Below are 24,052 nucleotides of genomic sequence, written 5' to 3' on the forward strand. Positions count from 1 at the left end.
TCAGGACGGTGCGGGCATCTGGCGCAGGCGCGCCTTGAGCACCTTGCCGGTCGGGTTGCGCGGCAAGGCATCGACCAGGCGCAGTTCGCGCGGCAGCTTGTAGCCGGCCAGGCCGTCGCGGGCAAAGCCCTGCAGTTCTTCCAGTGTCAGGCTGGCACCGGACCTGAGCGCCACCACCGCCACCACACGCTCGCCCCAGCGCTCGTCCGCCGCGCCGATGACGGCCACCTCGGCAATGGCGGGGTGGCGGTACAGCACGCTCTCGACTTCGGCCGGATAGACGTTCTCGCCACCGCTGATGACCATGTCCTTGAGGCGGTCGCAGATGAAGTAGAAACCGTCCTCGTCGACGTAAGCGACGTCGCCGCTGTGGAACCAGCCCTCGTCATCGAAGCCGGCCGCCGTGGCGTCGGGCCGGTTCCAGTAGCCCTTCATCACATTGCCGCCACGGACGCACAGCTCGCCCTTCACATGCGGTTCGGCGATGGCCCGGCCGTCGAAGTCCTTCAGACACACCTCGGTCAGCAGAGCCGGCGTGCCGCACGAGCCCTGCTTGTCGATGCCACGTTCGGGCACCAGCAGGCTGACCGTCGCCGTGGTCTCGGTCATGCCGAAACCCTGGTTCACCGGGATATGGCGCTCGGCATAGCGCTGCAGCAGCGGCACGGGCATGGGGGCACCGCCCACGGCGATGGTGCGCAGGCTGGACAGGTCCGCGTCCGCGAAACCGGGATGCTGGCTCATGAACAGCAGCATCGACGGCACGGCGAAAGTCACGCTGACGCGGTAGCGTCCGATGTCGCGCATGACGGCTTCGGCATCCCAGGCACGGTGCAGCACCAGATGCCCCCCGGCCTGCATGGCCGGCAACGACACCGAGCACAGGCCGCCCACGTGGAACAGCGGCGCGAAGTTGAGCACCACGTCCTCGCAGCGCAGGCCGTTGCTCAGGATGCCGTTGAGGTTGTTGGTCCAGAAGTTGCCGTGCGTGAGCATGGCCCCCTTGGGGTGGCCGGTGGTGCCCGAGGTGTACATGATCAGCGCGACCTCGTCGGGCTGCACCGGCACCTCGGGCGGCACGCCGGCCGGCACCCGGTCCAGCGCCGGCAGGGCGTCCCAGCCCGGCGCGGCACCGTCGACCGACAGGTAGTGCCGGCAATCCAGGCCATCGCGGATGCTGTCGACCACCGGCCGGTGGTGCGCGTCCGCGAGCAGGATGCCCACACCGGCATCACCGGCGATGAATGCGATTTCCGGTCCGGCGAGGCGGAAGTTCAGCGGCACGAAGATGGCGTTCAGGCGGGCACATGCGAACAGGGACACCAGGAACAGCGGGTCGTTGAAACCCAGGTAGCCCACGCGGTCTCCCGGCCGCACGCCGTGGCCGGCGAGCACGGCCGCCATGGCCTCGACGCGCCCCTGCAGCTCGGCGTAGTTCCAGGTGATGTCGTCACAGCTGAGGGCGGCACGGGCCGGATAGCGCTCGGCCACGCGACGCAGCCAGACGGCCAGACCCAGCACCGGACTGGGCACGCCGGCCCGCGACCCGGGCCACTGGGGTTGGATGCTCATGGGCAGTCTCCGGTCGACAGGTGGGTCAGCGGCCGGTCCATACCGGCTTGCGACGCTCGTTGAAGGCGGCCAGTCCTTCCTTGGCGTCCTCGGTCATGGCCAGCAGGGCGATCTGGCTCTCGGTGTAGGCGATGGCCTCGTCGAAAGACATGGCGTCGATGGCGCGCATGGCGTACTTGCCCCGGCGGATCGCGGTGGGCGACTTGTCCACCAGGCGCGCGATCAGCCCGTCGGTCTTCGCGTCGAGCTCGGCCGCCGGCACCACGCTGTTCAGCAGTCCGGCGTCCAGCGCCGCCTGCGCGCTGACCGGCTCGCCGGTCAGTGCCCACTCGCGCACCAGGCGGCGCGGCACCAGGTCCTTGAGCAGGCTGAGCACCTGCATCGGGAACACGCCCACCTTGACCTCGGGCAGACCGAACAGCGCATGGTCGGCGGCGATCGCCATGTCGACCATGCACAGCAGGCCCATGCCGCCGGCCATGCAGGTGCCGTTGACGCGGGCGATGAGGGGCAGCGTGGCGTTCTGCGCGTCCCGCAACAGGTCGGCGTAGTCGATGCTGGGCTTGGAGAAATCGAAGGCAAAGCCCTTGCCCGGCTGCAGATCGCCACCGGCGCAGAAGGCCTTGTCGCCCACGGCGGTGAGCACGATGGCACGCACCTCGGGATCGGCATGGGCGCGGCGGATGCCCTCGCGCATGGCCTCGATCACGCCAGCGTGCAGGGCGTTGCGCTTTTCCGGGCGGTTGATGGTGATCCAGAACGCCTGTCCGCGGCGTTCGAGCAGCACTTCGGGGGTATCGCTCATGGTGTCCTCCTTGTCGCGCTCAGGCCGCGGCGGGCACGTCGATCTCGGCCAGCACGCGGCGCAGCGTGACCTGTTCGCCCACGCCCACGCTGACCGCGCTGACGCGTCCGCTGACCGGTGCCAGGTGCACGTGCTCCATCTTCATGGCCTCCAGCGTCACCAAGGGCTGGCCGGCCTCGACCTGGTCGCCCTCGGCCACCAGCACGGCCACCACGCGGCCGTTCATCGAAGCGCGCACCTTGCCGTCGCCGCCGCCCTCGCTGGCGCGCTCGCTGGCGCTGCGGGTGTGGTCGTGCACGGACACCGGCTGGCCGCGGTAGTGCATCAGGAGCTGCGGCCCGTCGCGCAGGAACATGGCGCTTTCCATCACGCCGTCGAACACCACCCGGATCTGGTGCGGCGTGATCTCGACCAGGTCGATGGCGTGCTGGCGGCCGTCGACCTGGATGTCGAAACGGTGCGCGCCGCTCTGCGTGAACTGGACGTTGTGCTTGGCGCCATCGATCTCCAGCCGCATGCCCACCGGCAGCGAGTGCGCCAGCCGGCGCAGGCCGGCGCGTGTCGGGTGCTGGTTGGCGGTCTCGAACAGCAGCAGGGAAGCCAGGGCCACGGCACGCTCGCTGGTCACCGTGTCCACCTGCAGCAACGCGTCCTGGTGGCTGGCGATGAAGGCGGTGGTGGCCTCGCCGGCGGCAAACACCGGGTGGCGCAGGCAGCTGCCCAGGAAGACCTGGTTGGTCGTCACGCCCAGTGCCACCGTCTGGTGCAGGCCCAGCAGCAGGCGCCGGCGCGCCTCGTCGCGGGTCGCACCGTGGGCTATGACCTTGGCGATCATCGAGTCGTAGTACGGCGGGATCTCGGCCCCGGTGCGCAAGGCCTGTTCCACGCGCAGCTGTTCGGCCGCGTGCCACAGCAGCATGGTGCCGCTCTGGGGCATGAACCCCTTGCCCACGTCTTCGGCGCACAGGCGCACCTCGATGGCATGTCCCTGGAAGCGGACGTCCTCCTGCCGCAGGGGCAGCGCCTCGCCGGCCGCCACGCGCAACTGCAGCTCCACCAGGTCCAGGCCGGTGATGGCCTCGGTCACCGGATGCTCGACCTGCAGCCGGGTGTTCATCTCCATGAAGTAGAAGTTGCCCTGCTGGTCGAGCAGGAACTCCAGCGTGCCGGCGCCTTCGTAGCGGATGGCCTTGACGGCGGCCACGGCGGTGGCGCCCATGCGCTCGCGCAGGGCCGCGTCGACGGCGGGCGACGGCGCCTCCTCGATCACCTTCTGGTGGCGCCGCTGCACCGAGCAGTCGCGCTCGCCCAGGTGGATGGCGTTGCCATGCCGGTCGGCAAAGATCTGGATCTCGATGTGGCGCGGCTCCATGATGGCCCGCTCCAGGATGACCTCGGGATCACCGAACGCGTTCTGCGCTTCGGACTGCGCGCTGCGCAGCAGGTCCGGGAACTCCCTGGCCGTGTGCACCAGGCGCATGCCGCGGCCGCCGCCACCGGCGGTGGCCTTGATCATCACCGGGAAGCCGATGCGCTCGGCTTCGGCCAGCAGGCGGCCTTCGCTCTGGTCCTCGCCCTGGTAGCCGGGGATGCAGGGCACTCCGGCATCCATCATGATCGTCTTGGCACCGGCCTTGTGGCCCATGGCGATGATGGCCTCGGGCGAAGGGCCGATGAAGACCAGGCCGGCCTCCCGGCAGGCCCGGGCGAAGTTCTCGTTCTCGGCCAGGAAGCCGTAGCCCGGGTGCACCGCGTCGGCACCGGTCAGGCGCGCGGCCTCGATGATGGCGTCGATGCGCAGGTAGGACTGCGCCGGCAGCGGCTCGCCGATGCAGACGGCCTGGTCGGCCTCGTGCACATGGCGTGCGCCGGCATCGGCGGTGGAGTAGACCGCCACCGTCTGGTAGCCCATGGACCGCGCGCTGCGCAGGACGCGCAGGGCGATCTCGCCACGGTTGGCGACAAGAATCTTGTGGAATGGAGTGGGTGCGCTCATTTCGGGAATCGTGTTCAGGAGGCCTTGGGGAAGATGCCCATGTTCTTGCACAGGATCTGGAGCATGACTTCATCGGCACCGCCGCCGATGGAGGGCAGTCGCATGTCGCGGTAGAGGCGGGAGATCAGGCTCTCCCTGACAAAACCCATGCCGCCCCAGTACTGCAGACAGCCGTCGGTCACCTGGCGCACCAGGCGGCCGGCCTTGAGCTTGGCCATGGTCGCCACATACGTGGCGTCCTGCCGGTTGACGACCATGTCCACACCGCGCCAGCACAGCGTGCGCACGGCCTCCACGTCGGCCTGGAACTCGGCCAGCTTGAAGTGCACCAGCTGGTTGTCGAGCAGCGGCTTGCCGAACACCTTGCGTTCGCGCGTGTATTCGATGGTGATGTCGATGGCGCGCTGGGCGAAGGCGGTGGTGTTGAGCGCGCCCCAGAGGCGTTCGATCTGGAACTGCTCCATCTGGTAGATGAAGCCCATGCCCTCCTCGCCGATGCGGTAGCGTTGCGGCACCCGCACCTCGTCGAAGAACAGCTGCGCGGTGTCGGACGAGTCCATGCCGATCTTGCGGATCTTCTTGGCCACCTCGACGCCCTGGGTCTTCATCGGCACCACGATCAGCGACTTGTTCTTGTGCACCGGGCCGTCGGAGGTGTTGGCCAGCACGCAGCAGAAGTCGGCCTGCGTGCCGTTGGTGGTCCACATCTTGCCGCCGTTGATGACGTAGTCGCCACCGTCCTTGCGCGCGGTGGTCTTGATGGAAGCCACATCGGAGCCGCTGCCGACTTCGGAGACCCCCAGGCAGCCGACGTACTCGCCCGCAATGGCCGGCGCCAGGAACTCGGCCCGCAGCTCGTCGCTGCCGCGCTCGGCCAGGGCCGGGGTGCACATGTCCGTCTGCACACCGATGGCCATGGGGATGCCGCCGCAGTTGATCTGCGCCAGCTCCTCGGCCAGCAGGGCGCCATAGGCATAGTCCAGGCCCATGCCGCCGTATTCGACCGGCTTGTTCAGGCCCAGCAGGCCCAGTTCACCCATCTGGCGGAACAGCTCGTGGGCCGGAAAGATCTCCGCCTCTTCCCATTCATCCACATGGGGATTGACCTTCTCGTCGATCCAGCGCCGGATCGTGGCGCGGATCTGTTCGTGTTCGTGCGTGAAATGCATGTCGGGATTCCTCTGTCCTCAGGGACGGGCAACGGAGAACTGCATGGCTTGGGGCCGCCGGGCCGCGGCCTCACGGCAGACGGCCAGCACGTTGGCCAGCACGGCGCGGGTGTCGCGCGGGTCGATCACGCCGTCGTCCAGCAGCTGGGCGCTGGTGGTGAAGACACTCATCTGGCGGTCGAAGCGGTCGATGATGTTCTGCTTGAGCGCATCGATCTTTCCCTGGTCGACCTCACCCTTGCGGCGCATCGCGGCCTCGGTGACGATGGCCATGGTCTCGGCGGCCTGCTCGCCGCCCATGACGGCGGTCTTGGCGTTGGGCCAGGAGAAGCAGAAGCGCGGGTGGAAGCCGCGGCCGCACATGCCGTAGTTGCCCGCGCCGAACGAGGCACCGCAGTAGATGGTGATCTGCGGCACGGTGGCGTTGGTCACGGCCTGGATCATCTTGGAGCCGTGCTTGATGATGCCGCTCTCTTCGTAGGCCTTGCCCACCATGAAACCGGTGGTGTTGTTCAGGTAGAGGATGGGCGTTTTCGACTGGCAGCAGGCCTGGATGAAGTGCGTGGCCTTGGTGGCGCCGGCCGGATCGATGGGGCCGTTGTTGGTGATCACGCCCAGCGGCCAGCCCTCGACCTTGATGTGGCCGCAGACCGTGGCGCCACCGTAGTTCTCGCCGAACTCCAGGAACTCGGAGTCGTCGGCAATGCGGGCGATCACCTCCTTCATGTTCACCGGCCGCTTGTGGTCCATGGGCATGATGCCCATCAGCTCCTCGCTGTCGTAGCGGGGCGGCTTGAATGCGCGCGACACGTCGGCCGGCATGCCGTGGTTCCAGTCGATCTGGCCCATCACTTCACGGGCGATGCGCAGGGCGTCCCGGTCGTCCTCGGCGAGGTAGTCGCCCAGACCCGAGACGGAGCTGTGCATGACCGCGCCACCCAGTTCCTCCTCGGTCGCCACTTCGCCCGTGGCGGCCTTGAGCAGGGGCGGTCCGGCCAGGAAGGCGCGGGACCGTCCCCGCACCAGGATGATGTAGTCGGACAGACCGGTCTGGTAGGCACCGCCCGCCGTGGACGAGCCGTGTGTGACGGTGACCACCGGCTGGCCGGCGGCCGACAGCAGGGCCAGGTTGCGGAAGCTGTTGCCGCCGCGCACGAAATCCTCGACGCGGTAGGCCATGAGGTTGGCGCCGGCGCTCTCGACCAGCTGGACGTAGGGCAGCTTGTTCTCCAGCGCCAGTTCCTGCGCGCGCAGCAGTTTGTCCAGGCCCATGGGCTGGAGCGCGCCGGCATCGATGCCGGAGTCGGACGCCAGCACCATGCAGCGGATGCCGTTGACGAAGCCGATGCCGGTGATCACGCCGCCGCCGGGCACGCTCTTGTCCAGGTCCGGGTTGTCCAGGCCCAGGCCGGCCAGGGAGGACAGCTCCAGGAAGGGTGCGCCGGGATCCAGCAGCAGCGACAGGCGCTCGCGGGGCAGCATCTGCCCGCGCTTCTCGAAGCGCTCGCGGGACGCCGCGGACTTCTGGCGGGTGCGCGCCTCGTACAGCCGGACGCGGTCCAGCAGGGCCAGCATGCCTTCGCGGTTGGCGCGGTAGGCGTCGCTGGCAACGGACAGGGAAGACTCGATGTTTGCCATGGTGTGCTCGGTTGATTCGCTCGATGCCGCCGTGCGCCAGGTCACGACGGCCGCGCCCGGAAGCGGCCTGAAGCCACATGTCCGGTGTGACTGGCATCGTAGGGAAGCCCGCCCCGCATGTCTTGCGAGAATTGGCTGATCGGTGCAAGGGTTGTCCCTTGTTCGCCAGCGCCGGCCGACGGACGGAGGGCTGGCGTTCAGCCGATGGCGCGCACGCGGCACTTGTCCAGCAGCGCCTCGGGCTGGTAGGACTGCTTGGTCTGGCGGAAGTTGGGCAGGCCCAGGTCCTGCTCGAAGTTGAGCCACCGCGCTTCGGTGCGCTGGGTGCAGAAGTGGTGGAACATGTACTGGGCCAGGCCCTTGTGGTGTCCAAGGCTCTTGGCAAAGCGCATGGCGTAGACACCGGGCTGCAGGGCCTCGGCCAGCACGAAGCCGGCGGGTTCGCCGTCCACCCGGTAGCCGAACCCGGTCAGCCCCAGCGCATCGGCGTCGGCCAGGGCGTCGCGGCAGGGCTGTTCGTCGGCGCCGCCCGGCGGCTTGCCCTTGTCGTGCATCCAGCCTTCCAGCACACACAGCGCCGGCCCCTGCCACTCGGGACCATAGGGAACGGCCTGCACGGCATGGCTCCTGAGCAGCTGCTTCATGAGGTTGCGCTTCTTGTTGAGCAGCGCACCGCGGTAGTACCGGAAGTGGTCGGCAGGGTAGAGGTAGTCGGCATCGTCACGGCGCGCTTCGTGCCGGTAGCGCAAGGGGTCCAGGCGCCGGGCCTGGTCCAGCGGGACCGGGTAGAGGCAGTCGTGTTGCGCCAGCAGGGCGTCGATCACCCCGGCCGGCGCCTGGTCGAGGGCAAACAGCGGCATCGCATGGTGCTCGCCGTCGTAGGTGAGACCGCTGATCCAGGGCCAGGGGCCGTCGGTGAAGCGGTAGCGGTGTTCACGCCGGAACAGCCAGAGGTTGGCGAATGCGTATTCGGACAGGCAGCGCTCACCCGAACCCGCGCTCAGGGCCCGGATCAGCGCCGTCACCCGCTCGGCATGGCCGCGGTCCAGCGCCGGCGCCTGCGGGGCCACGTTCAACGGCAACTCACAGCGCCGGGCGCTGACCGGGCGCCGGACCATCGACCGGCGGGCCGGCAAAGCACTGGGCAAAACGGGTCCACTGCTCGGCCGCATCGCCCGACCAGGTCAGGCCGGTGTCGGCGCGGTTGCGGCGCTGGGTCACCAGCAGGCAGAAGTCCTGCAGGTTGCCGCGCACGAAGTCGGTCGCCGACGGATCACCCCAGGTCAGCACGCTGCCGTCGGGCGCGGTCAGCTCGACAAAAGGCTGCACCCCGGGCACCGGCAGCTGGCGGTTGACGAAGGTCCAGCCGAAGGTGCTCACGCCGATGTGCGCAATGGCCTTGAGCCGGGCGCTGCCGGGCCGCGGGCGGCGCATCACGTCCCAGATGTCCTGGCCATGCGCCCAGGTCTCCATCAGGCGCGCCGTCGCAAACGAGCGGGCGCTCATGGTCGGTCCGTACCAGTTCAGGCGCGCCCTGGGATCCTGCCGGGCCAGGGCCGCCACCAGCGGCTCGAAAGCGCCGCGCCAGCGCTCCAGCAGGGCCGGTCCGTCCAGCCCGCCGAAGGTCTCGCGCGCCACGGCGCTGATCTGTCCACCGTCCGCCATGAGCCGGCCCAGCACCTTGGCGTCCGCGATGAAGGTCTCGGGGTCGTTGACCGACTGCAGCGCGGTCTGGTCGAAATAGCACAGGTGCGCCACCTCGTCCCACGGTGTCCAGCCATAGAAGGTGGTCTCACGGCGCCAGTCCTCGGGGCCCAGCGTGGCGCACAGGTCGGCCAGGGCACGGTATTCGTCGAGCAGGTCGCGGCAGGTCTCTCGCATGGCGTGTCGGTCCTCAGATGCCCAGCTGGCGGGCTGCCAGGTCTTTCATGATTTCCTCGGAGCCACCGCCGATCATCATGACCTTGACCTCGCGGTAGATGCGTTCGCTGCGGGTGCCGCGCATGAAGCCCATGCCGCCCAGGATCTGCACCGCCTGGTCGGCGCAGTACTGCATGGCCTGGGTGGACAGCACCTTGGCCATGCAGGTGCGCGCCACCAGCTGGTTGGCGTCGCCCACGCGCTCGCGCAGGCGCCAGGCCAGGTCGTAGACCAGGCTGCGCGCCGCGTCGATGCGGGCGTACATGTCCATCAGCTTGTGGCGGATGACCTGGCGTTCGGACAGGCTCATGCCGAAGGTCTTGCGCTCGCGCGCCCATTCGACAGCCTCCTCCAGGCAGACCTGGGCATAGGTGCAGGCCTGTGCCGACATGCCCAGGCGCTCGCTGTTGAAGTTGTTCATGAACACCTTGAAGCCCTGGTTCTCGGTGCCGAGCAGGTGGCTGACCGGGACGCGCACATTGTCAAAGCGCAGGTGCGCCGTGTCGGACGCCCACCAGCCCATCTTCTTGAGCGCGCTGCGCGACAGGCCGGCCGCGTCACCCTCGACGAGCAGCGCGGAGATGCCCGAAGGTCCCTTGCTGGCCGGGTCGGTGCGCACGGCCACGGTGATGTAGTCGGCCCGCATGCCGGAGGTGATGAACACCTTCTCGCCATTGAGCACATAGTGGTCACCATCGCGCACCGCGGTGGCCCTGAGCGCGGCGACATCGGAGCCGCCACCGGGCTCGGTCACCGCCAGGGCGGCGATCTTCTCGCCACTGAGCACCTGCGGAATGACGCGCTGCTTCAGCTCGCTGCTGCCATGCGCCGCCACCGGCGGCAGGCCGATGGTGTGCGAGAGCAGCGAGGCGGCCACGCCGCCCACGCCGCAGCGCGCGATCTCCTCGGAGACGATCAGGTGGTAGAAGACATCGGCCGGCGTGCCGCCATAGGCCTCGTCGTAACCCACGCCCAGGATGCCGATATCCGCGGCCTTGCGGTACAGCTCGCGCGGAAAGGTCTCGGCCTCGTCCCAGTCGGCGGCGAAGGGCGTGATTTCCTTGGCCACGAAGTCGCGCAGGGCGTCGCGGAAGGCATCGTGCTCGGACGTGAAGTAGTGGGGTGCGGATGGAAAGTCGAACATGACGGTCTCGTGAGGATCGACCGGCGCAGGGCCGGCCGTGGTTCATTCTAGGATTGGCATGGCGCCCTGGCTTGCGTCGAGTGGCTGTACCGTCCCGCTCACAGCACGTCGGTGTCCAGCGTGGCGAACTGGTCATCGGCACCGATGACCGGCGCCAGCCAGGCCTGTACCAGTGGCAGCTCGTGGTGGAAGAAGTAGCGCGCGGCTTCCAGCTTGCCGCGCAGCAGGCGGTCGTCGCCGCCGGCCCCAGCCAGCTGGCGGTGTGCCAGCACCGCCAGGTCCAGCCACAACCAGGCCAGCACGGTGTGGCCAAAGCCGCGCAGGTAGCCCATGGCGTTGTGCATCGCCACATCGTGGCGACCCTGGCGCCAGGCGGCCTGTGTCGCCGCCGAGGTCAGGGCCACCGCGTCCTCCAGCGCATCGGCCAGCGGCACGAGCGAGGCCACCTGGCGCGCATGGCCGGCCGTCTCGTGCACACGGTCCGTCCAGAGCCGCAGGGCGCGCCCGTCACCGGCCCGCACCTTGCGCCCCAGCAGGTCCTGCGCCTGGATGCCGTGCGTGCCCTCGTGGATCATGTTCAGGCGGTTGTCGCGCCAGTACTGCTCGACCGGAAAATCGCGCGTGTAGCCATAGCCGCCGTGCACCTGGATGGCCAGGCTGTTGGCTTCCTGGCACCACTCGCTGGGCCAGCTCTTGGCCACCGGGGTCAGCAGCTCCAGCAGCGTGGCGGCGTCGGCCGCAACGGCGGCTTCGCCCGTGGCCTTCTCGTCCACCAGGCGCGCGCAGTACAGCCCCAGCGCCAGCGCACCTTCGGCATACGCCTTCTGGGCCAGCAGCATGCGGCGCACATCGGGGTGGCCGATGATGGCCTGCTGCGGGACAGCCGGATCCTTGCCGGCGGGGCCCGCGGGGCGCCCCTGCGGCCGCTGGCGCGCATAGTCGAGCGCCGCTTCATAGCCGGCGTAGCCCAGCATGGTCGCGCCCAGTCCGACCTGGATGCGCGCCTCGTTCATCATGTGGAACATGCAGCGCAGTCCGTCGCCGGGCGCGCCCACGAGGTAGCCGATCGCACCGGCCTGCCCCCGCACCGGATGGCGTCCCTCGCCGAAATTCAGCAAGGTGTTGACCGTGCCGCGGTAGCCCAGCTTGTGGTTCAGGCCGGCCAGCGAGACATCGTTGCGCTGGCCGCTCGGGCGCCCGTCGGCCTCGACCAGCACGCGCGGAACGATGAACAGCGAGATGCCCTTGACGCCCGCAGGCAGCCGGCCGTCGGGCCCCGGGATCTTGGCCAGCACCAGGTGCACGATGTTCTCGGCCATGTCGTGTTCGCCGCCGGAGATCCACATCTTGTGGCCCGTCAGGCGGTGCCGCGGCCCGAGCGGATCGCTGGCTGCGTCGTCGCCGTCGGGCACCGCGCGCGTCAGGATGTCGCCCAGGCTGGACCCGGCCTGCGGCTCGCTCAGGCACATGGTGCCGGTGTAGCGGCCGTCGAGCTCGGGCATGGCAAAGGCCGCGCGCTGCGCCGGCGTGCCGTGGGCCATGAGCAGGTTGGCATTCGCCGTGGTCAGCATGGCATAGGCGTCGATGCCGATGCTGGCCTTCATGAAGAAGGTGCGCGACGCGGCCTCCACCACGTAGGGCAGCTGCATGCCACCCACCTCGGCATCCTGGCCCGCGGCCCGCAGGCCGGCCTCGGCATGCGCCTGGACCGCCTCGCGGGTGACCGCCGGCAGCGTGACGCGCTCACCGTCGAAGTGCGGCTCTTCGGTATCGACCAGGCGGTTGTACGGGGCGAACTTGTCCTGGGCCAGTCGTTCGCTCAGATCGAGCACGGCGGCAAAGGTGTCGGCGGAGTGGTCGGCAAACCGGGGACGCTGGGTCAGGCGGTCGGCCTGGAGCCAGTCCATGAGCAGGAAGTCGAGGGTGGCGCGGAAATTCATGGTGGATACCGGCTCGCGGCCGGCCAGTGGCATTCATCGGTGGCCGATTGTTCAGCCCGCCCGTCCGCCTGTCTTGTGCGCATTGGCTGAGACGCCGTGGGCATGCGGTCCGGCGCCGGACCGCCGCACCCCCAGCACACCCAGCAGGCGCACCAGATCGACATGGCGCGCGGCCTGGACCGGTTCGCGCAACTCGGTGCGGGGGATGGCCCCGACACAGACCAGTCCGGCGGCACAGGCCATGGGTGTCAGCCCCGCCTGGATCCAGGCGACGACCCGAAGACCCCGGTCCCGAAGACGCGTCACGAGCTGGCAGGCGTCGTGCAGGCCCTGCCCGCTGTCATCGCACGCCACCACCACGGGCCAGTCCATGGCCAGCGCCACGTCGGCCATGTCAGCCGCCTCAGGCCTCACGGGCCTGCCAGCCCTGTGTTTCGCCAGCCCGGTGTCCGGCGTGCCCAGCGCGTCGACGACCACCAGGTCGGCCCAGGTACCCAGGACCGAACCCGCGTCGACCACGGCTTCGATATCGAGCAACGGCGGCGGCACCCCGGGCGATCCGCCCTGCACCGTGGGACACAGGGCCGACACCGGGAAGGCAAACGAACCGGCCTCCTGCAGTTGCAGGACGCGCTCGCTGTGCCAGCGTCCGCGATGCCACTGCACGTCATCCGCCTGGGGCAGCAGCCCCGCGACGCGAAAGCCCTGGCTGCGCAGGCCGTGCATCAGGGCCAGCGATGTCCAGTGCACCTCGTCGCCCAGGCCGAGCACACAGAAGGAAGCGGACACGACCTCATCGGCGGGCCCCTGCATACGAACGGAGGTCATGAGCAAACCGGGTCCCTGATCGAAAGGTGAAGAAAAGCCACAGGGCGGCTGGGGCCGGAGTGTGGTGCATGCCCTGTCGCGCGTCTTGTGCCAATTGGTCAATCACGCCCGCCGCGGGGCGCGGCCAGCCACTTCCCGCAAGCCAGCGGGGCCGCCGACTGCTACGCTGGCATCGCATCGCATTCAATGGAGACCAGCATGGCTCAGCAAGAAAAGACCGTCCGCATCGGTGGCGCCTCCGGGTTCTGGGGTGACAGCATGGTGGGCGCCCCCCAGCTCGTCAATTCCGGGCAGATCGACTACCTGGTGTTCGACTACCTGGCGGAAACGACCATGGCCATCCTGGCCGCCGCGCGCAGCAAGCGGCCCGAGATGGGCTACGCCACCGATTTCGTGGACATCGCCATGAAGACCGTCCTGCCCGAGGTCATGCGCCAGGGCATCAAGGTCGTGGCCAATGCCGGCGGCATCAACCCGCAAGGCTGCGCCGACGCGCTCAGGGCCATGGCCGCCGCGCAGGGCCTGAGCCCGCGGATCGCCGTGGTGCTGGGCGACGACATCAGCGCCCAGATGCCGCGCCTGCGGGAACAGGGCACACGCGACATGTTCACCGGCGAGGCACTGCCTGAAAAGATCATCAGCGCCAACACCTACCTGGGCGCCTTCCCGGTGGCGCAGGCGCTCGCCGCCGGTGCCGACATCGTCATCACCGGCCGCGGTGTCGACAGCGCCGCCACACTGGGCCCGCTGATCCACGAGTTCGGCTGGACCTCCGAGGACCTGGACCAGCTCGCCGGCGGCAGCCTGGGCGGCCACATCGTCGAATGCGGCTGCCAGGCCACCGGCGGCCTGCACACCGACTGGGAGCGCGTGGAGGACTGGCCCCACATCGGCTACCCGATCATCGAATGCCGCGCCGACGGCAGCTTCGACGTCACCAAGCCCGCCGGCACCGGCGGCCTCATCGCCCGCGCGGCCGTCGCCGAACAGCTGCTCTACGAGATCGGCGACCCCGGCGCCTACCTGCTGCCCGACGTGACCTGCGACTTCCGTTCGGTCGTCATCGAACAGGTCGGCGCCGACCGGGTGCGCGTCAGCGGCGCGCTGGGCCGCGCACCGACCGACAGCTACAAGGTCTCGGCCACGCAGCTCGACGGCTACCGCTGCGCCGGCACGATGGTGATCATCGGCATCGATGCGGCCGCCAAGGCCCGGCGCACCGGCGAGGCCGTCATCGCCCGCACGCGCCAGATCCTGAAATCGCTCGGCCTGCCCGACTACACCAGCGCGAACGTGGCCCTGCTCGGCGCGGAAACGCTGTACGGGCCGCATGCCCGCACCGGCGCCTCGCGCGAGGTGATGGTGCGCATCGCGGTCACCCACCCGATGAAGCAGGCCCTCGAGATCTTCGCCCGCGAGATCGCCCCTTCGGGCACCTCGTGGTCGCCCGGCACCACGGGGCCGAGCAGCGGGCGTCCGAGCGCATCGCCCAACATCAAGCCGCTGTCGCTGCTGGTGAAGAAGAGCGAGGTGCCCGTGAGCGTGGTCATCGATGGCGTACCGGCACCGGCCAGCATCCCGGCCGGCACCGGCAGCGCCGAGCCGCCAGCCCCGCTGTCACCGGCCGACTGGAGCGATCCGGCCGGCGACACCGTGGACGTGCCGCTGGTGCGACTGGCCTGGGCGCGCAGCGGCGACAAGGGCGACATCTCCAACATCGGCATCATCGCCCGCGATCCGGCCTGGATGCCGCTGATCTGGGCCCGGCTGACACCCGAGGCCGTCAAGGCCTATTTCGCCCACCTGGTCCAGGGCGAGGTGCGCCGCTTCTACCTGCCCGGCCTCCACGCCATGAACATCACCATGAACGACGCGCTGGACGGCGGCGGCCCCGCCTCCAGCCGCATGGACCCGCTGGGCAAGGGCATGGGGCAGATGCTGCTGGACATGCCGGTGCGCGTGCCCGCGTCGCTGGCCCGCCAGCTGGGTGCGGCCGACTGAGGGCCGGCCCTCCTTCCGTGGCGCCGGCGCCCACCGCCAGGGCCCGGCGGGCTGGCCCCTAAACCTGTTCGACAGCCCGCGGCGCCGGTCCCTGTTGCGTGCCCAGATAGGTGCCGGCAAACACCGTGAGCAGCCCGGCCAGGTGCCATGCGGTCAGGGGCTCGCCCAGCAAGCCGACCGCCGATGCCACGCCGAACAGCGGCACCCAGTACAGCCAGACCGCCGCCCGGGCCATGCCCACCAGGGCGATGGCGCGGTTCCACAGGAGGTTGCCGATGCCGGTGGACAGCATGCCGGAAACCACGGCCATGCCCCAGACGCTGGCCGAATCCGACATCACCGGCACCGTGCCTGTCCATGCCATCTGCAGCAGCGCATGCAGCACCAGGCAGGTCGAGCCGACCACGTGAATGCCGATGCCGATGACGACAGCGTTCAGCCGCACGGCCAGGCGCTGGATGATGACCGCGCCCATCGTGAACACCAGCACCGCCAGCACCACCAGGGCATCACCGACACCACCCTGGACCAGCTGGGCGCCTGGGCGGTTCAGGATGACCAGCGCCACGCCGGCCAGCCCCAGCCCCACGCCCAGCAGGCGCCGCCCGTGGATGCCCTCGCCCAGCAGCCACAGCGCCAGCATGGCCGACATCAGCGGGTTCAGCGCCGTGATCAGTGCGCCATTGGTGGCCGAGCTGCGCGAGAGCCCCTCGGCCAGCAGCCACTGGTTGAGGTAGACCATCAGCACGCCACAGGCCACCAGCTGCAGCCACTGCCCGCGATCGGGCGACTGCCAGCTGCGCCAACAGCGCACCAGGACCAGCATCGGCAGGATGGCCGACACCATGCGCACCGCCGACAGCAGCACCGGATCGAACGAACCGGTCAGCCACTTGAGCACCGACAGGTTCAGTCCCCACAGCAGCGTGGTGACCAGCAGCATGACGCGCACCCGCGCACGGGCGTCAGCCACGGGCGGCCTGCGCGTGGAAGGGCCGCATCGCCTTCAGCCACCGCCCGTGGCCCTGGGCGCGGCGGACCATGTGGTCCCGGACCTGCGGATGCGGCAGGATCAGGAAGTCCCCGGCCGCCGAGGCCGTGAACAGCAGGTGCCCGCGTCCGCGCGCCAGCATGCGCGGCACCAGGGCGCGGGCCGCGTGCACATGGGCCATCACAGGGATCTGCCACAGGCGCTGCCAGTCGGTGGCGATGGCCAGCGCGCCGATGCCGCCGCCGCCGGTGACCACCACACCGGCGACCTTCATGGCAGTCCCGCCTGGCGGCCCAGGGCCGTCGTGAGCACGATCTTGCCGTGCGCCTGGCGCTGCCCCACGGTCTCCATGGCCTGCACCGCGGCCTCGATCGGCAGGTGCTCGCTGATGACCGGACGGATGCGCCCCTCGCGCAGCCAGCCCAGCAGCGCCTGCATCAGCGCATCGGCCCGGGCCGGCTCGCGCTCGGTGAACGCGCCGTAGAACACGCCCACCAGCGAACAGCCCTTGAGCAGCGGCAGGTTCAGCGGTGGACGTGGAATGGTTCCCGTGGTGAATCCGATGATGAGCAGGCGACCTTCCCAGGCCATGCTGCGCAGCGCGGCTTCGGTGTAGTCGCCACCCACCGGGTCGTAGACCACGTCGACGCCACGTCCACCGGTCAGCCGCTGGATGCCTTCGCGCAGGTCCTCGGTCGCGTAGTTGATGAGCCCGTCCGCGCCGGCCGCCCGGCACAGGGCCAGCTTCTCGTCACTGGAGGCCGCAGCGATCACGCGCGCGCCCATGAGCTTGCCCAGCTCCACCGCCGACAGCCCGGTGCCGCCGGCGGCACCCAGCACCAGCAGGGTCTCGCCCGGCTGCAGCTGGCCGCGCAGCTTGAGGGCGTAATGGGTCGTGCCATAGGTGATGACCAGGGCCGACGCCGCATCCATGGCGATGCCCTCGGGCAGCCGGATCAGCTTGCCGGCCGCCACGCGCACCTCCTCGGCAAAGCCGCCCCAGCCACAGACCGCGATCACCCGCTCGCCCACCGACCAGCCGGTCACGCCTTCGCCCACGGCCCGGATCGTGCCGGCCACCTCGCCGCCGGGCGAGAAGGGCAACTCGGGCTTGAACTGGTATTTGTTCTCGATGATCAGGCCATCGGGAAAATTGACCGAAGCGGCATGGACGGCCACCACCACCTCGCCCGGTCCGGGCTGCGGCGACGCGATGTCCTCGACCACCAGGGAAGACGGCGGACCGTATTGCCTGCAGAGCACGGCTTTCATGTCGGTCCTTTCAGAGCGAAGCAATCGTCAGGCCGCCATCGACGACCAGGCTGGCACCGGTCACGAAGGCCGCCGCCGGGCTGCTCAGGTAGAGCACCGCGTTGCCGATGTCTTCGCCTTCGCCCAGCCGGCCCACCGGCGTGCGCGCGATGGTGCGGGCCTGCTGCTCGGGGTCGTAGGCGCCGGCCAGCTTGGTCTTGATGAGCCCCGGCATCACCGTGTTCACACGGATGCCGTGCGCGCCGTACTCCAGCGCGAAACTGCGGCTCATGCCGATCAGTGCCGTCTTGAGCGTGGAGTACAGGCCCAGGTTGCGGTCGGGATGCAAGGCCGCAATGGAGGCGATGTTGACGATGCTGCCGCCACCGCGCGGCTTCATGCGCTTCGTCGCCTCGACCGAGAGGTACCAGTAGCCGCGCAGGTTGACCTCCACGGTCTTGGTGAACAGCCCCGGCTCGGTGTCGTCGATGCTGCGCAGCGGGCTGAGCACCGCGTTGTTGACCAGGATGTCCAGTCCGCCGTGCGTGGCCTGCAGGTGTTCGCCCATGGCGGCGATGTCTTCCATGCGCCCGATGTGGCACGCCCGGCCCTCGGCACTCAGGCCGTCGGCGCACAGTTCGCCGGCCACGCGCTCGCAGTCCTCGGGCTTGCGGCTGCTGATGACGACGTGCGCGCCGGCGCGGGCCAGCGCACGGGCCGTGGCTTCGCCGATGCCCATGGTGGAGCCGGTGACCAGCGCCACCTGGCCGGTGAGGTCGAAGGGATGCTTCGGTGCGGACGGACTCATGCGCAATCTCCTGGAAGGCTGATGGGCCCTGGCTGGCCCAGTTGATGGAACGGGTTGTCCGTGCACAGGCGGGACATGGCAGCTCCTGCGGGCGCGGGTCAGCGGATCGGCGCGTGCGCGTGCCACGGGCGCGCGCCGCCCTGGCCCGTCCGCCTGTGGCGGGCTCTTCGTTCTTCTTCAGGGAGGAGCCCGGTCAGCCCGGGCCAGGATCGCGGTGCCTCAGGCGTACAGGGCCAGCGGCTGCGCCGGACCGATCACCCGCAGCTTGCGCGAACCGGCAAAGATGTCCTTGGGCTTGAGCCCGTAGACCTGCCGGATGGAGTGGCTGAAGTGGGTCGAGTCCGGATAGCCGGCCCCCAGGGCCACATCGGTCAGCGTGGTGCGCTGATCGACCACGTAGTGCAGCAGGCTGCGCGCGCGCTTCCAGGAGCGAAAGCTCCGGAAGGAGGCCCCGACCTCGCTCTTGAACAGGTGCAGGAACCGCGAGAACGACAGGTGCACCTGCTCGGCACAGTCCTGCGCCAGCGCCTGGCTGGAGGGGTCGTTGCGGATGCGGTCGAGCACGCGGGCGATGCGCGGGTCCACCGTGCGGGCCGCCAGGGCACCGCCAAACACCAGTTCGTCAAAATTGAACATCGGTGCATCGGCCTGCAGGCCGTTGCGGATCAGGGCGTCGTGGCAGCGCAGCACACGCGCACGGAACGCCTCGGCCACCAGCGGGCCACTGGCCTGGCGCAGCATCGGGGGCAGACTGGCGCAGTCCACCGACTCGGGCTCGACGTGGATGACGGCAATCTGGCGCGCATCGCACGCCACCCGGTGGCTGACGTAGGGCTGCACCACGGCCACATGGCCGGTCTGCCATTCGCCGCCCTCCACGCTGATGTGAACCGGGGCGTCCAGCGCCACGTACAGGGAGATGGCGCCCATGCTGCGGGCAGACGGCACGCCCAGCAGCCCCACGTAGAACACACGGTCCGGGGTGATCCACATCACCCGCTCTGCACTGCCGGTGCGGCGCGCGGGAATGGCGCCGGGGCTCTCAAGGTCCACATGCATGTCTGTCTCCTGGATGTCGTCAACTCGGCGCCGGCCTGCGGCACCTTGCCCGGCGGTTGCTGGCTGCCGTTGGCCTGTTGTTCTGTGAACTGGGTTCCAGTGTAGACAGGGGTTCTCCCCCCGTCTTGTGTCATATGGCTACCTTAGCCGGCCCAGGTTGCTCCCGATGACACCTGACGGACAGTTGGCCAGCCCCGAACGTCAGGGTTTACCCTGGATTCATGCCGCAGACCGGTATTTCCTCAGCTCCAGCTTGCCGATCTGGTTGCGGTGCACCTCGTCCGGTCCGTCGGCCAGACGCAGCAGGCGGGCCATCGCGTAGGCGTGGGTCAGGCCGAAGTCGTTGCTGGTGCCACCGCCGCCGTGCACCTGGATCGCCCAGTCCACCACCTGGCAGGCCATGTTGGGGGCGGCCACCTTGATCATGGCGATCTCGGCCTTGGCCGCCTTGTTGCCCACCGTGTCCATGCGCTCGGCCGCGTTGAGCGTGAGCAGGCGGGTCTGCTCGATCATGATGCGCGCCTGGGCGATGCGTTCGACGGTCACGCCCTGGGTCGCCACCGGCTGGCCGAAAGCCACCCGGTCGAGCGCCCGGCGGCACATCTTCTCCAGTGTCCGCTCGGCCAGGCCGATCAGGCGCATGCAGTGGTGGATGCGGCCCGGCCCCAGGCGCCCCTGCGCGATCTCGAAACCGCGCCCCTGGCCCAGCAGCATGTTGGATGCGGGCACACGGACGTTCTCGAAGACCACCTCCGAGGCCCGGTCGGGCATGCCGTAGAAGCCGAACACCGGCAACGAACGCTGGATCTGGATGCCCGGGCTGTCCATGGGCACCAGGATCATGGATTGCTGCAGGTGGCGGTTCGGGTTGTCCGGGTCGGACTTGCCCATGAAGATCGAGATCTTGCAGCGTGGATCGGTCGCGCCGGTCGTGTACCACTTGTGGCCGTTGATGACGTATTCGTCGCCCTCGCGCCGGATGGAACTCTCGATGTTCGTGGCATCGCTGGAGGCCACCCCGGGTTCGGTCATGGCGAAACACGAGCGGATCTCGCCGGCCAGCAAAGGCTTGAGCCAGCGCTCCTGCTGCTCGGGCGTGCCGTAGCGGGCCAGCACCTCCATGTTGCCGGTGTCGGGCGCCGAGCAGTTGAAGACCTCCGGTGCCAGCAGCGAACGCCCCATGATTTCGCACAAGGGGGCGTACTCCAGGTTGCTCAGGCCGGCACCGTGCTCGCTCTCGGGCAGGAACAGGTTCCACAGGTCCGCGGCACGGGCCCGGTCCTTGAGCTCCTCGACCACGGGCAACACCTTCCAGGGCCCCAGGGACTCGGCCTCCTGCAGGTGGCGCTCTTCATTCGGATAGATGTGCTCGTCCATGAACGCGTTCAGGCGTTGCTGGAGTTCGATCACGCGGGGGGTGGGTTCAAAAGCCATGGGGGTCCTTGGGATGGTGGGGTGTCAGATCGCGCCCAGCCGGTGGCGGGCCATCTGCCAGGCGATGTCGGCAATCACCGCGGCCCTGGCCCCGGTCTCCTTCGCATGGCTGCTGGCCGCGGTACCGTCCAGCGCGCGCCGGGTGATGCCCTGCAGGATGGCCGCCAGGCGAAACAGGTTGTAGACCAGGTACACCGTCCAGGTCGCCGTCGAAACGGGTGGATGGCCGGTGCGCTGCAGCCACTGGTCCAGGTAGTCGCGCTCGGACGGGATGTCCAGCACGGCCAGGTCGTTCCCGGCCATGCCACGGAACGCCTGCGCCGTCAGGTGCCAGGGCAGCATGTGGTAGGCCAGGTCGGCCAGCGGGTCGCCCAGGGTCGACAGCTCCCAGTCGAGCACGGCCAGCACGCGCGGCTCGCGCGGGTGGAAGATCATGTTGTCCAGCCGCAGGTCGCCGTGCACGATGCCATGCGCGGCGCTGTCGGGGATGTTGGCCGGCAGCCAGGCCATCAGCCGGTGCATGGCTTCAATCGGCTCGGTCTCCGAAGCCTGGTACTGGCGCGACCAGCGGGCAATCTGCCGCTCCAGGAATGGCCCCTGGCGACCGTAGTCCTGCAGGCCCACCTGCCTGGGATCGATGGCGTGCAGGGCCGCCACCACCCGGTTCATGTCGCCGTAGAGCGCGCGCCGTTCGGCGCCCGGCAGTTCGGGCAGCGCCGGGTCCCAGAAGATGCGGCCCTCGACGAAATCCATCACGTAGAAGATGGTGCCGATGACCGAAGGGTCGTCGCACAGGCAGACCGCACGGGCAACCGGCACATCCGTCCCCTGCAGCGCGCGGATGATGTGGAACTCGCGGTCCACCGCGTGCGCCGAGGGCAGCAGTTCGCCTTCCGGCTTCTTGCGCAGCACCAGGCGGCGCTGGCCGTCCGTCACCAGGAAGGTGGGGTTGGACTGGCCGCCGGCAAACGGCCGGATCTCCAGCGCCGGCCCCAGGTCCGGGAGGTGGTCGGCCAGGTAGCGCCGCAGGGATGCGGCATCGAGGGTCCGGGTCTCGTTCGACATGGGCCTCACATCCAGCTGAGCAACTGGCCGCCATCGACGGTCAGCGCGACGCCCGTCATGTAGCGGCCGGCATCCGAGGCCAGCAGCAGGGCCGCACCGTCCAGGTCGGGCAACTGACCGAAGCGGCGCAGCGGCGTGCGAGCGATCAGGCTCTGGTCGAACCCCTTGTCGCGGAAGGTGTCGGCCATGTCGGTCTCGAAATTGCCGGGGCACAGGGCGTTGACCCGGATGCCGCGCGGGGCCAGTTCCAGGGCCATGATGCGCGAGAGGTGCGCCAGGCCGGCCTTGGAGGCGCAGTAGCTCGAAAGGTGGGCGCCGGTGCCGAACGCCGCCGTCGACGCGACGTTGATGATGACGCCGTCGCGGTGCCGGCCCATGCGGCGCGCCGCCTCCTGCGCCACGCGGAAATTGCCGCGCAGGTTGGTGTCGAACATCTTGTCCACCTCGGCCATGTCCTGGTCGACGAAGCGCGCGGCGTAAAGCACGCCGGCGTTGTTGAACAGCAGGTTCAGCGGCGCACCCAGCTGCGCTTCGGCGGCATCCATGGCCGCACCGACCGACGCATCGTCCAGCAGGTCCAGGGGCACCGCACAGGCCTGGTGCCCCTCGTCGCGCAGCGCCTGCGCCGCCGCCTCGATGCGGTCGACACGGCGCGCGGCCAGCGCCACGGACGCGCCGGCCCGGGCATACAGCCGGGCCACATGCAGGCCGATGCCGCTGGAGGCGCCGGTGATCAGCGCGGTCTTGCCACGCAGGTTGAACAGGGCATCAAAGTCCAGATGGCTCACGGCACGCTCCGGTCATCGGCCCCGGCCTGGGCAAACAGGTCGCGCATCCCGCTGCGGATCAGGTGCTTCTGGATTTTTCCGGTGCCGGTGCGGGGAAATTCCAGCACGATGCGGATCGCCTTGGGCACCTTGAAGCCGCCCAGGCGCTCCCGGCAGTGCGCGATCAGCCCGGCCTCGTCGGCCTGCTGCCCCGGCGCCAGGATCACGCTGGCCACCACGGCCTCGCCCCAGCGCTCGTGCGGCGCACCCACGACCGCCGCCTCGATCACCGCCGGGTGCTGCAGCAGGCAGCGCTCGACCTCGATCGAGGTCACGTTCTCGCCACCGGACTTGATCACGTCCTTGTAGCGGTCCTTGAACCAGATCGCGCCGTCCTCGTCGATATGGGCGACGTCGCCGCTGTGGAACCAGCCGTGGCGGAAGCTCTTGCGGTTCTCCTCCGGCAGGTTCAGGTAGCCCTGCATGCACTGCGGGCCGCGGTAGACGATCTCGCCGGTCTCGCCACGCGGCAGCAGGCGGCCGTCTTCGCCCATGATGGCCACGCGGGTCATCGCGGTCGCGGTGCCCCAGGTGGCCGCCTTGGACCACTGGTGTTCGGGCCGCTGCATGCAGGTCGCCGGCGTGAACTCGGTCTGGCCGGAACCCAGCACCACGTCGGCGTCCGGGAACATCCGGTGGATCGCCTCCAGCCGCTCCGGCGGCAGGGGCGCCATGGCGTACATGGCCCGCTTCATCGACGGGAAAGTGCGGCCCGTGTAGACCGGATCGGTGAGCCACATGCCGTACATCATGGGCAGCAGCACCATCACGCTGACCCGCTGCTCGTCGATCAGCCGGGCCGTTGCCGCCGGCTCGAATCCCTTGCACAGCACGACCCGGGCACCGACGACGAAGAACGGCACGGTGATCGAATTGAGCATGGCGCAATGGAACAGCGGCAGGGCCACCAGTGCCACCGAGTCCGCATCGCAGCGGTGTCCGATGGCATTGGACAGGCCGGCCATGGTCACGGCCAGGTGGCTGGTCAGCACACCCTTGGGGTGGGCGGTCGTGCCGCTGGTGTAGAGCAGCTGCACGATGTCGCGGTCGCCGACCAGCACCTCCAGCGGACCGGCGCCGCCCGAGTTCAGCAGGACATCAAAATCCTCGGCCGGCGCCACCCCCTCGGCGCCGAACCAGAACACGCGCTGCAGCTCCGGCGGTCCCTCCTTCATCGCCGGGCGCACCACCTCGTCCAGCGCGCCCTCGGCAATCATCACGCGGGCTTTGGCATCGCGCAGGCAGAAGGCGATCTCGTGTGCCCGCAGGCCCAGGTTGACCGGCATGCAGATGAGGCCGGCGCGGGCGCAGGCGAAATAGGTCACCAGCAGCTCCAGCGTGTTGCGCGAGGCCAGCGCCACCACGTCCTGGTGCCGCAGCCCGAGACCCAGCAGGGCATGGCCCAGCCGGTCGACCAGGACATTGAGCGCCTGGTAGGTGACCTGGCGCTCGCCATCGACCACCGCCACCCGGTCGGGAAACACGTCGGCGCTGCGCTGGACGATATCCGCCACGCACACCCGTTCGATGAGGTTCATGTCCAGGGCCGTGGTCGCCTGACCGTCCGCCACCGCTTCCGTGATGCTCATGAGAGGCTTGTCTCC

20 protein-coding genes are annotated in these 24,052 nt (G+C 69.3%); 1 reads left to right on the top strand and 19 read right to left on the bottom strand.

Annotation, left to right across the window (positions count from 1 at the left end; genetic code table 11):
- The 10 genes from ACN5W5_RS07645 to ACN5W5_RS07690 form a co-directional block, all read right to left on the bottom strand.
- A complete protein-coding gene (locus ACN5W5_RS07645; RefSeq protein ID WP_420047930.1) occupies positions 1 to 1,572 on the bottom strand; it encodes an acyl-CoA synthetase in 1,572 nt (523 codons plus the stop codon).
- Positions 1,573 to 1,597: 25 nt separating this feature from the next.
- The gene (locus ACN5W5_RS07650) at positions 1,598 to 2,377 is read right to left on the bottom strand and encodes an enoyl-CoA hydratase/isomerase family protein (RefSeq protein WP_420047931.1); all 780 of its coding nucleotides are present in this window, start codon (positions 2,375 to 2,377) and stop codon (positions 1,598 to 1,600) included.
- A gap of 19 nt (positions 2,378 to 2,396) precedes the next feature.
- The gene (locus tag ACN5W5_RS07655; protein WP_420047932.1) at positions 2,397 to 4,373 is read right to left on the bottom strand and encodes an acetyl-CoA carboxylase biotin carboxylase subunit; all 1,977 of its coding nucleotides are present in this window, start codon (positions 4,371 to 4,373) and stop codon (positions 2,397 to 2,399) included.
- Positions 4,374 to 4,387: 14 nt separating this feature from the next.
- Positions 4,388 to 5,542 (bottom strand): acyl-CoA dehydrogenase family protein, encoded by a 1,155-nt coding sequence (locus ACN5W5_RS07660; RefSeq protein ID WP_420047933.1) that lies wholly within the window; start codon positions 5,540 to 5,542, stop codon positions 4,388 to 4,390.
- Between the two features lie 18 nt (positions 5,543 to 5,560).
- Positions 5,561 to 7,180, bottom strand: coding sequence for an acyl-CoA carboxylase subunit beta (locus tag ACN5W5_RS07665; RefSeq protein WP_420047934.1), 1,620 nt, complete (start codon positions 7,178 to 7,180; stop codon positions 5,561 to 5,563).
- A 197-nt stretch (positions 7,181 to 7,377) separates the two neighbouring features.
- Positions 7,378 to 8,250 carry a phosphatidylglycerol lysyltransferase domain-containing protein gene (locus tag ACN5W5_RS07670; RefSeq protein WP_420048175.1) on the bottom strand — a complete coding sequence of 291 codons (873 nt, stop codon included), beginning with the start codon at positions 8,248 to 8,250 and terminating at the stop codon, positions 7,378 to 7,380.
- A gap of 13 nt (positions 8,251 to 8,263) precedes the next feature.
- Positions 8,264 to 9,061, bottom strand: coding sequence for a TIGR03084 family metal-binding protein (locus ACN5W5_RS07675; RefSeq protein WP_420047935.1), 798 nt, complete (start codon positions 9,059 to 9,061; stop codon positions 8,264 to 8,266).
- A 13-nt stretch (positions 9,062 to 9,074) separates the two neighbouring features.
- Entirely contained in the window at positions 9,075 to 10,244 is a 1,170-nt protein-coding gene (locus ACN5W5_RS07680; protein ID WP_420047936.1) for an acyl-CoA dehydrogenase family protein, read from the bottom strand.
- Between the two features lie 98 nt (positions 10,245 to 10,342).
- Positions 10,343 to 12,184, bottom strand: a complete 1,842-nt coding sequence (locus ACN5W5_RS07685) for an acyl-CoA dehydrogenase (protein ID WP_420047937.1) — start codon at positions 12,182 to 12,184, stop codon at positions 10,343 to 10,345.
- Positions 12,185 to 12,235: 51 nt separating this feature from the next.
- Positions 12,236 to 13,012 (bottom strand): hypothetical protein, encoded by a 777-nt coding sequence (locus ACN5W5_RS07690; RefSeq protein ID WP_420047938.1) that lies wholly within the window; start codon positions 13,010 to 13,012, stop codon positions 12,236 to 12,238.
- Positions 13,013 to 13,210: 198 nt separating this feature from the next.
- Here ACN5W5_RS07690 and ACN5W5_RS07695 point away from each other — a divergent pair, with 198 nt between their 5' ends.
- The gene (locus ACN5W5_RS07695) at positions 13,211 to 15,013 is read left to right on the top strand and encodes an acyclic terpene utilization AtuA family protein (protein WP_420047939.1); all 1,803 of its coding nucleotides are present in this window, start codon (positions 13,211 to 13,213) and stop codon (positions 15,011 to 15,013) included.
- A gap of 58 nt (positions 15,014 to 15,071) precedes the next feature.
- Here the strand turns inward: ACN5W5_RS07695 and ACN5W5_RS07700 are convergent, their stop codons facing one another.
- The 9 genes from ACN5W5_RS07700 to ACN5W5_RS07740 all read right to left on the bottom strand — a co-directional run bounded on the left by ACN5W5_RS07700 (position 15,072) and on the right by ACN5W5_RS07740 (position 24,037).
- Positions 15,072 to 15,986 carry a DMT family transporter gene (locus tag ACN5W5_RS07700; protein ID WP_420047940.1) on the bottom strand — a complete coding sequence of 305 codons (915 nt, stop codon included), beginning with the start codon at positions 15,984 to 15,986 and terminating at the stop codon, positions 15,072 to 15,074.
- Positions 15,979 to 16,278, bottom strand: coding sequence for a hypothetical protein (locus ACN5W5_RS07705; RefSeq protein WP_420047941.1), 300 nt, complete (start codon positions 16,276 to 16,278; stop codon positions 15,979 to 15,981). Before ACN5W5_RS07705 ends, ACN5W5_RS07700 begins: the two co-directional genes overlap by 8 nt.
- On the bottom strand, positions 16,275 to 17,276 hold the full coding sequence (locus ACN5W5_RS07710) for an NADPH:quinone oxidoreductase family protein (RefSeq protein ID WP_420047942.1): 1,002 nt from the start codon (positions 17,274 to 17,276) through the stop codon (positions 16,275 to 16,277). Before ACN5W5_RS07710 ends, ACN5W5_RS07705 begins: the two co-directional genes overlap by 4 nt.
- 10 nt (positions 17,277 to 17,286) lie before the next feature.
- Complete coding sequence (locus ACN5W5_RS07715; protein ID WP_420047943.1) at positions 17,287 to 18,063, bottom strand: glucose 1-dehydrogenase; 777 nt, start codon at positions 18,061 to 18,063, stop codon at positions 17,287 to 17,289.
- A 219-nt stretch (positions 18,064 to 18,282) separates the two neighbouring features.
- On the bottom strand, positions 18,283 to 19,122 hold the full coding sequence (locus ACN5W5_RS07720) for a helix-turn-helix domain-containing protein (RefSeq protein WP_420047944.1): 840 nt from the start codon (positions 19,120 to 19,122) through the stop codon (positions 18,283 to 18,285).
- Between the two features lie 219 nt (positions 19,123 to 19,341).
- Entirely contained in the window at positions 19,342 to 20,556 is a 1,215-nt protein-coding gene (locus tag ACN5W5_RS07725) for an acyl-CoA dehydrogenase family protein (protein WP_420047945.1), read from the bottom strand.
- 24 nt (positions 20,557 to 20,580) lie between these two features.
- Positions 20,581 to 21,621 (bottom strand): phosphotransferase, encoded by a 1,041-nt coding sequence (locus ACN5W5_RS07730; protein WP_420047946.1) that lies wholly within the window; start codon positions 21,619 to 21,621, stop codon positions 20,581 to 20,583.
- A gap of 5 nt (positions 21,622 to 21,626) precedes the next feature.
- On the bottom strand, positions 21,627 to 22,409 hold the full coding sequence (locus ACN5W5_RS07735; RefSeq protein WP_420047947.1) for an SDR family NAD(P)-dependent oxidoreductase: 783 nt from the start codon (positions 22,407 to 22,409) through the stop codon (positions 21,627 to 21,629).
- Positions 22,406 to 24,037, bottom strand: a complete 1,632-nt coding sequence (locus tag ACN5W5_RS07740; protein ID WP_420047948.1) for a class I adenylate-forming enzyme family protein — start codon at positions 24,035 to 24,037, stop codon at positions 22,406 to 22,408. Before ACN5W5_RS07740 ends, ACN5W5_RS07735 begins: the two co-directional genes overlap by 4 nt.
- Between the last annotated feature and the right edge of the window lie 15 nt (positions 24,038 to 24,052).

Origin of the sequence: Hydrogenophaga sp. ZJX-1, assembly GCF_048590325.1 — a bacterium.
In the GTDB taxonomy this organism is placed as follows: domain Bacteria; phylum Pseudomonadota; class Gammaproteobacteria; order Burkholderiales; family Burkholderiaceae_C; genus Hydrogenophaga.

Coding starts and splice junctions, on each gene's coding strand:
- ACN5W5_RS07730 (WP_420047946.1), bottom strand. CDS start 21,621: ATGTCGAACGAGACCCGGACCCTCGATGCCGCATCCCTGCGGCGCTAC.
- ACN5W5_RS07675 (WP_420047935.1), bottom strand. CDS start 9,061: ATGCGAGAGACCTGCCGCGACCTGCTCGACGAATACCGTGCCCTGGCC.
- ACN5W5_RS07645 (WP_420047930.1), bottom strand. CDS start 1,572: ATGAGCATCCAACCCCAGTGGCCCGGGTCGCGGGCCGGCGTGCCCAGT.
- ACN5W5_RS07690 (WP_420047938.1), bottom strand. CDS start 13,012: ATGACCTCCGTTCGTATGCAGGGGCCCGCCGATGAGGTCGTGTCCGCT.
- ACN5W5_RS07665 (WP_420047934.1), bottom strand. CDS start 7,180: ATGGCAAACATCGAGTCTTCCCTGTCCGTTGCCAGCGACGCCTACCGC.
- ACN5W5_RS07660 (WP_420047933.1), bottom strand. CDS start 5,542: ATGCATTTCACGCACGAACACGAACAGATCCGCGCCACGATCCGGCGC.
- ACN5W5_RS07715 (WP_420047943.1), bottom strand. CDS start 18,063: ATGAGTCCGTCCGCACCGAAGCATCCCTTCGACCTCACCGGCCAGGTG.
- ACN5W5_RS07655 (WP_420047932.1), bottom strand. CDS start 4,373: ATGAGCGCACCCACTCCATTCCACAAGATTCTTGTCGCCAACCGTGGC.
- ACN5W5_RS07720 (WP_420047944.1), bottom strand. CDS start 19,122: ATGCATGTGGACCTTGAGAGCCCCGGCGCCATTCCCGCGCGCCGCACC.
- ACN5W5_RS07725 (WP_420047945.1), bottom strand. CDS start 20,556: ATGGCTTTTGAACCCACCCCCCGCGTGATCGAACTCCAGCAACGCCTG.
- ACN5W5_RS07680 (WP_420047936.1), bottom strand. CDS start 10,244: ATGTTCGACTTTCCATCCGCACCCCACTACTTCACGTCCGAGCACGAT.
- ACN5W5_RS07740 (WP_420047948.1), bottom strand. CDS start 24,037: ATGAGCATCACGGAAGCGGTGGCGGACGGTCAGGCGACCACGGCCCTG.
- ACN5W5_RS07705 (WP_420047941.1), bottom strand. CDS start 16,278: ATGAAGGTCGCCGGTGTGGTGGTCACCGGCGGCGGCGGCATCGGCGCG.
- ACN5W5_RS07710 (WP_420047942.1), bottom strand. CDS start 17,276: ATGAAAGCCGTGCTCTGCAGGCAATACGGTCCGCCGTCTTCCCTGGTG.
- ACN5W5_RS07695 (WP_420047939.1), top strand. CDS start 13,211: ATGGCTCAGCAAGAAAAGACCGTCCGCATCGGTGGCGCCTCCGGGTTC.
- ACN5W5_RS07685 (WP_420047937.1), bottom strand. CDS start 12,184: ATGAATTTCCGCGCCACCCTCGACTTCCTGCTCATGGACTGGCTCCAG.
- ACN5W5_RS07650 (WP_420047931.1), bottom strand. CDS start 2,377: ATGAGCGATACCCCCGAAGTGCTGCTCGAACGCCGCGGACAGGCGTTC.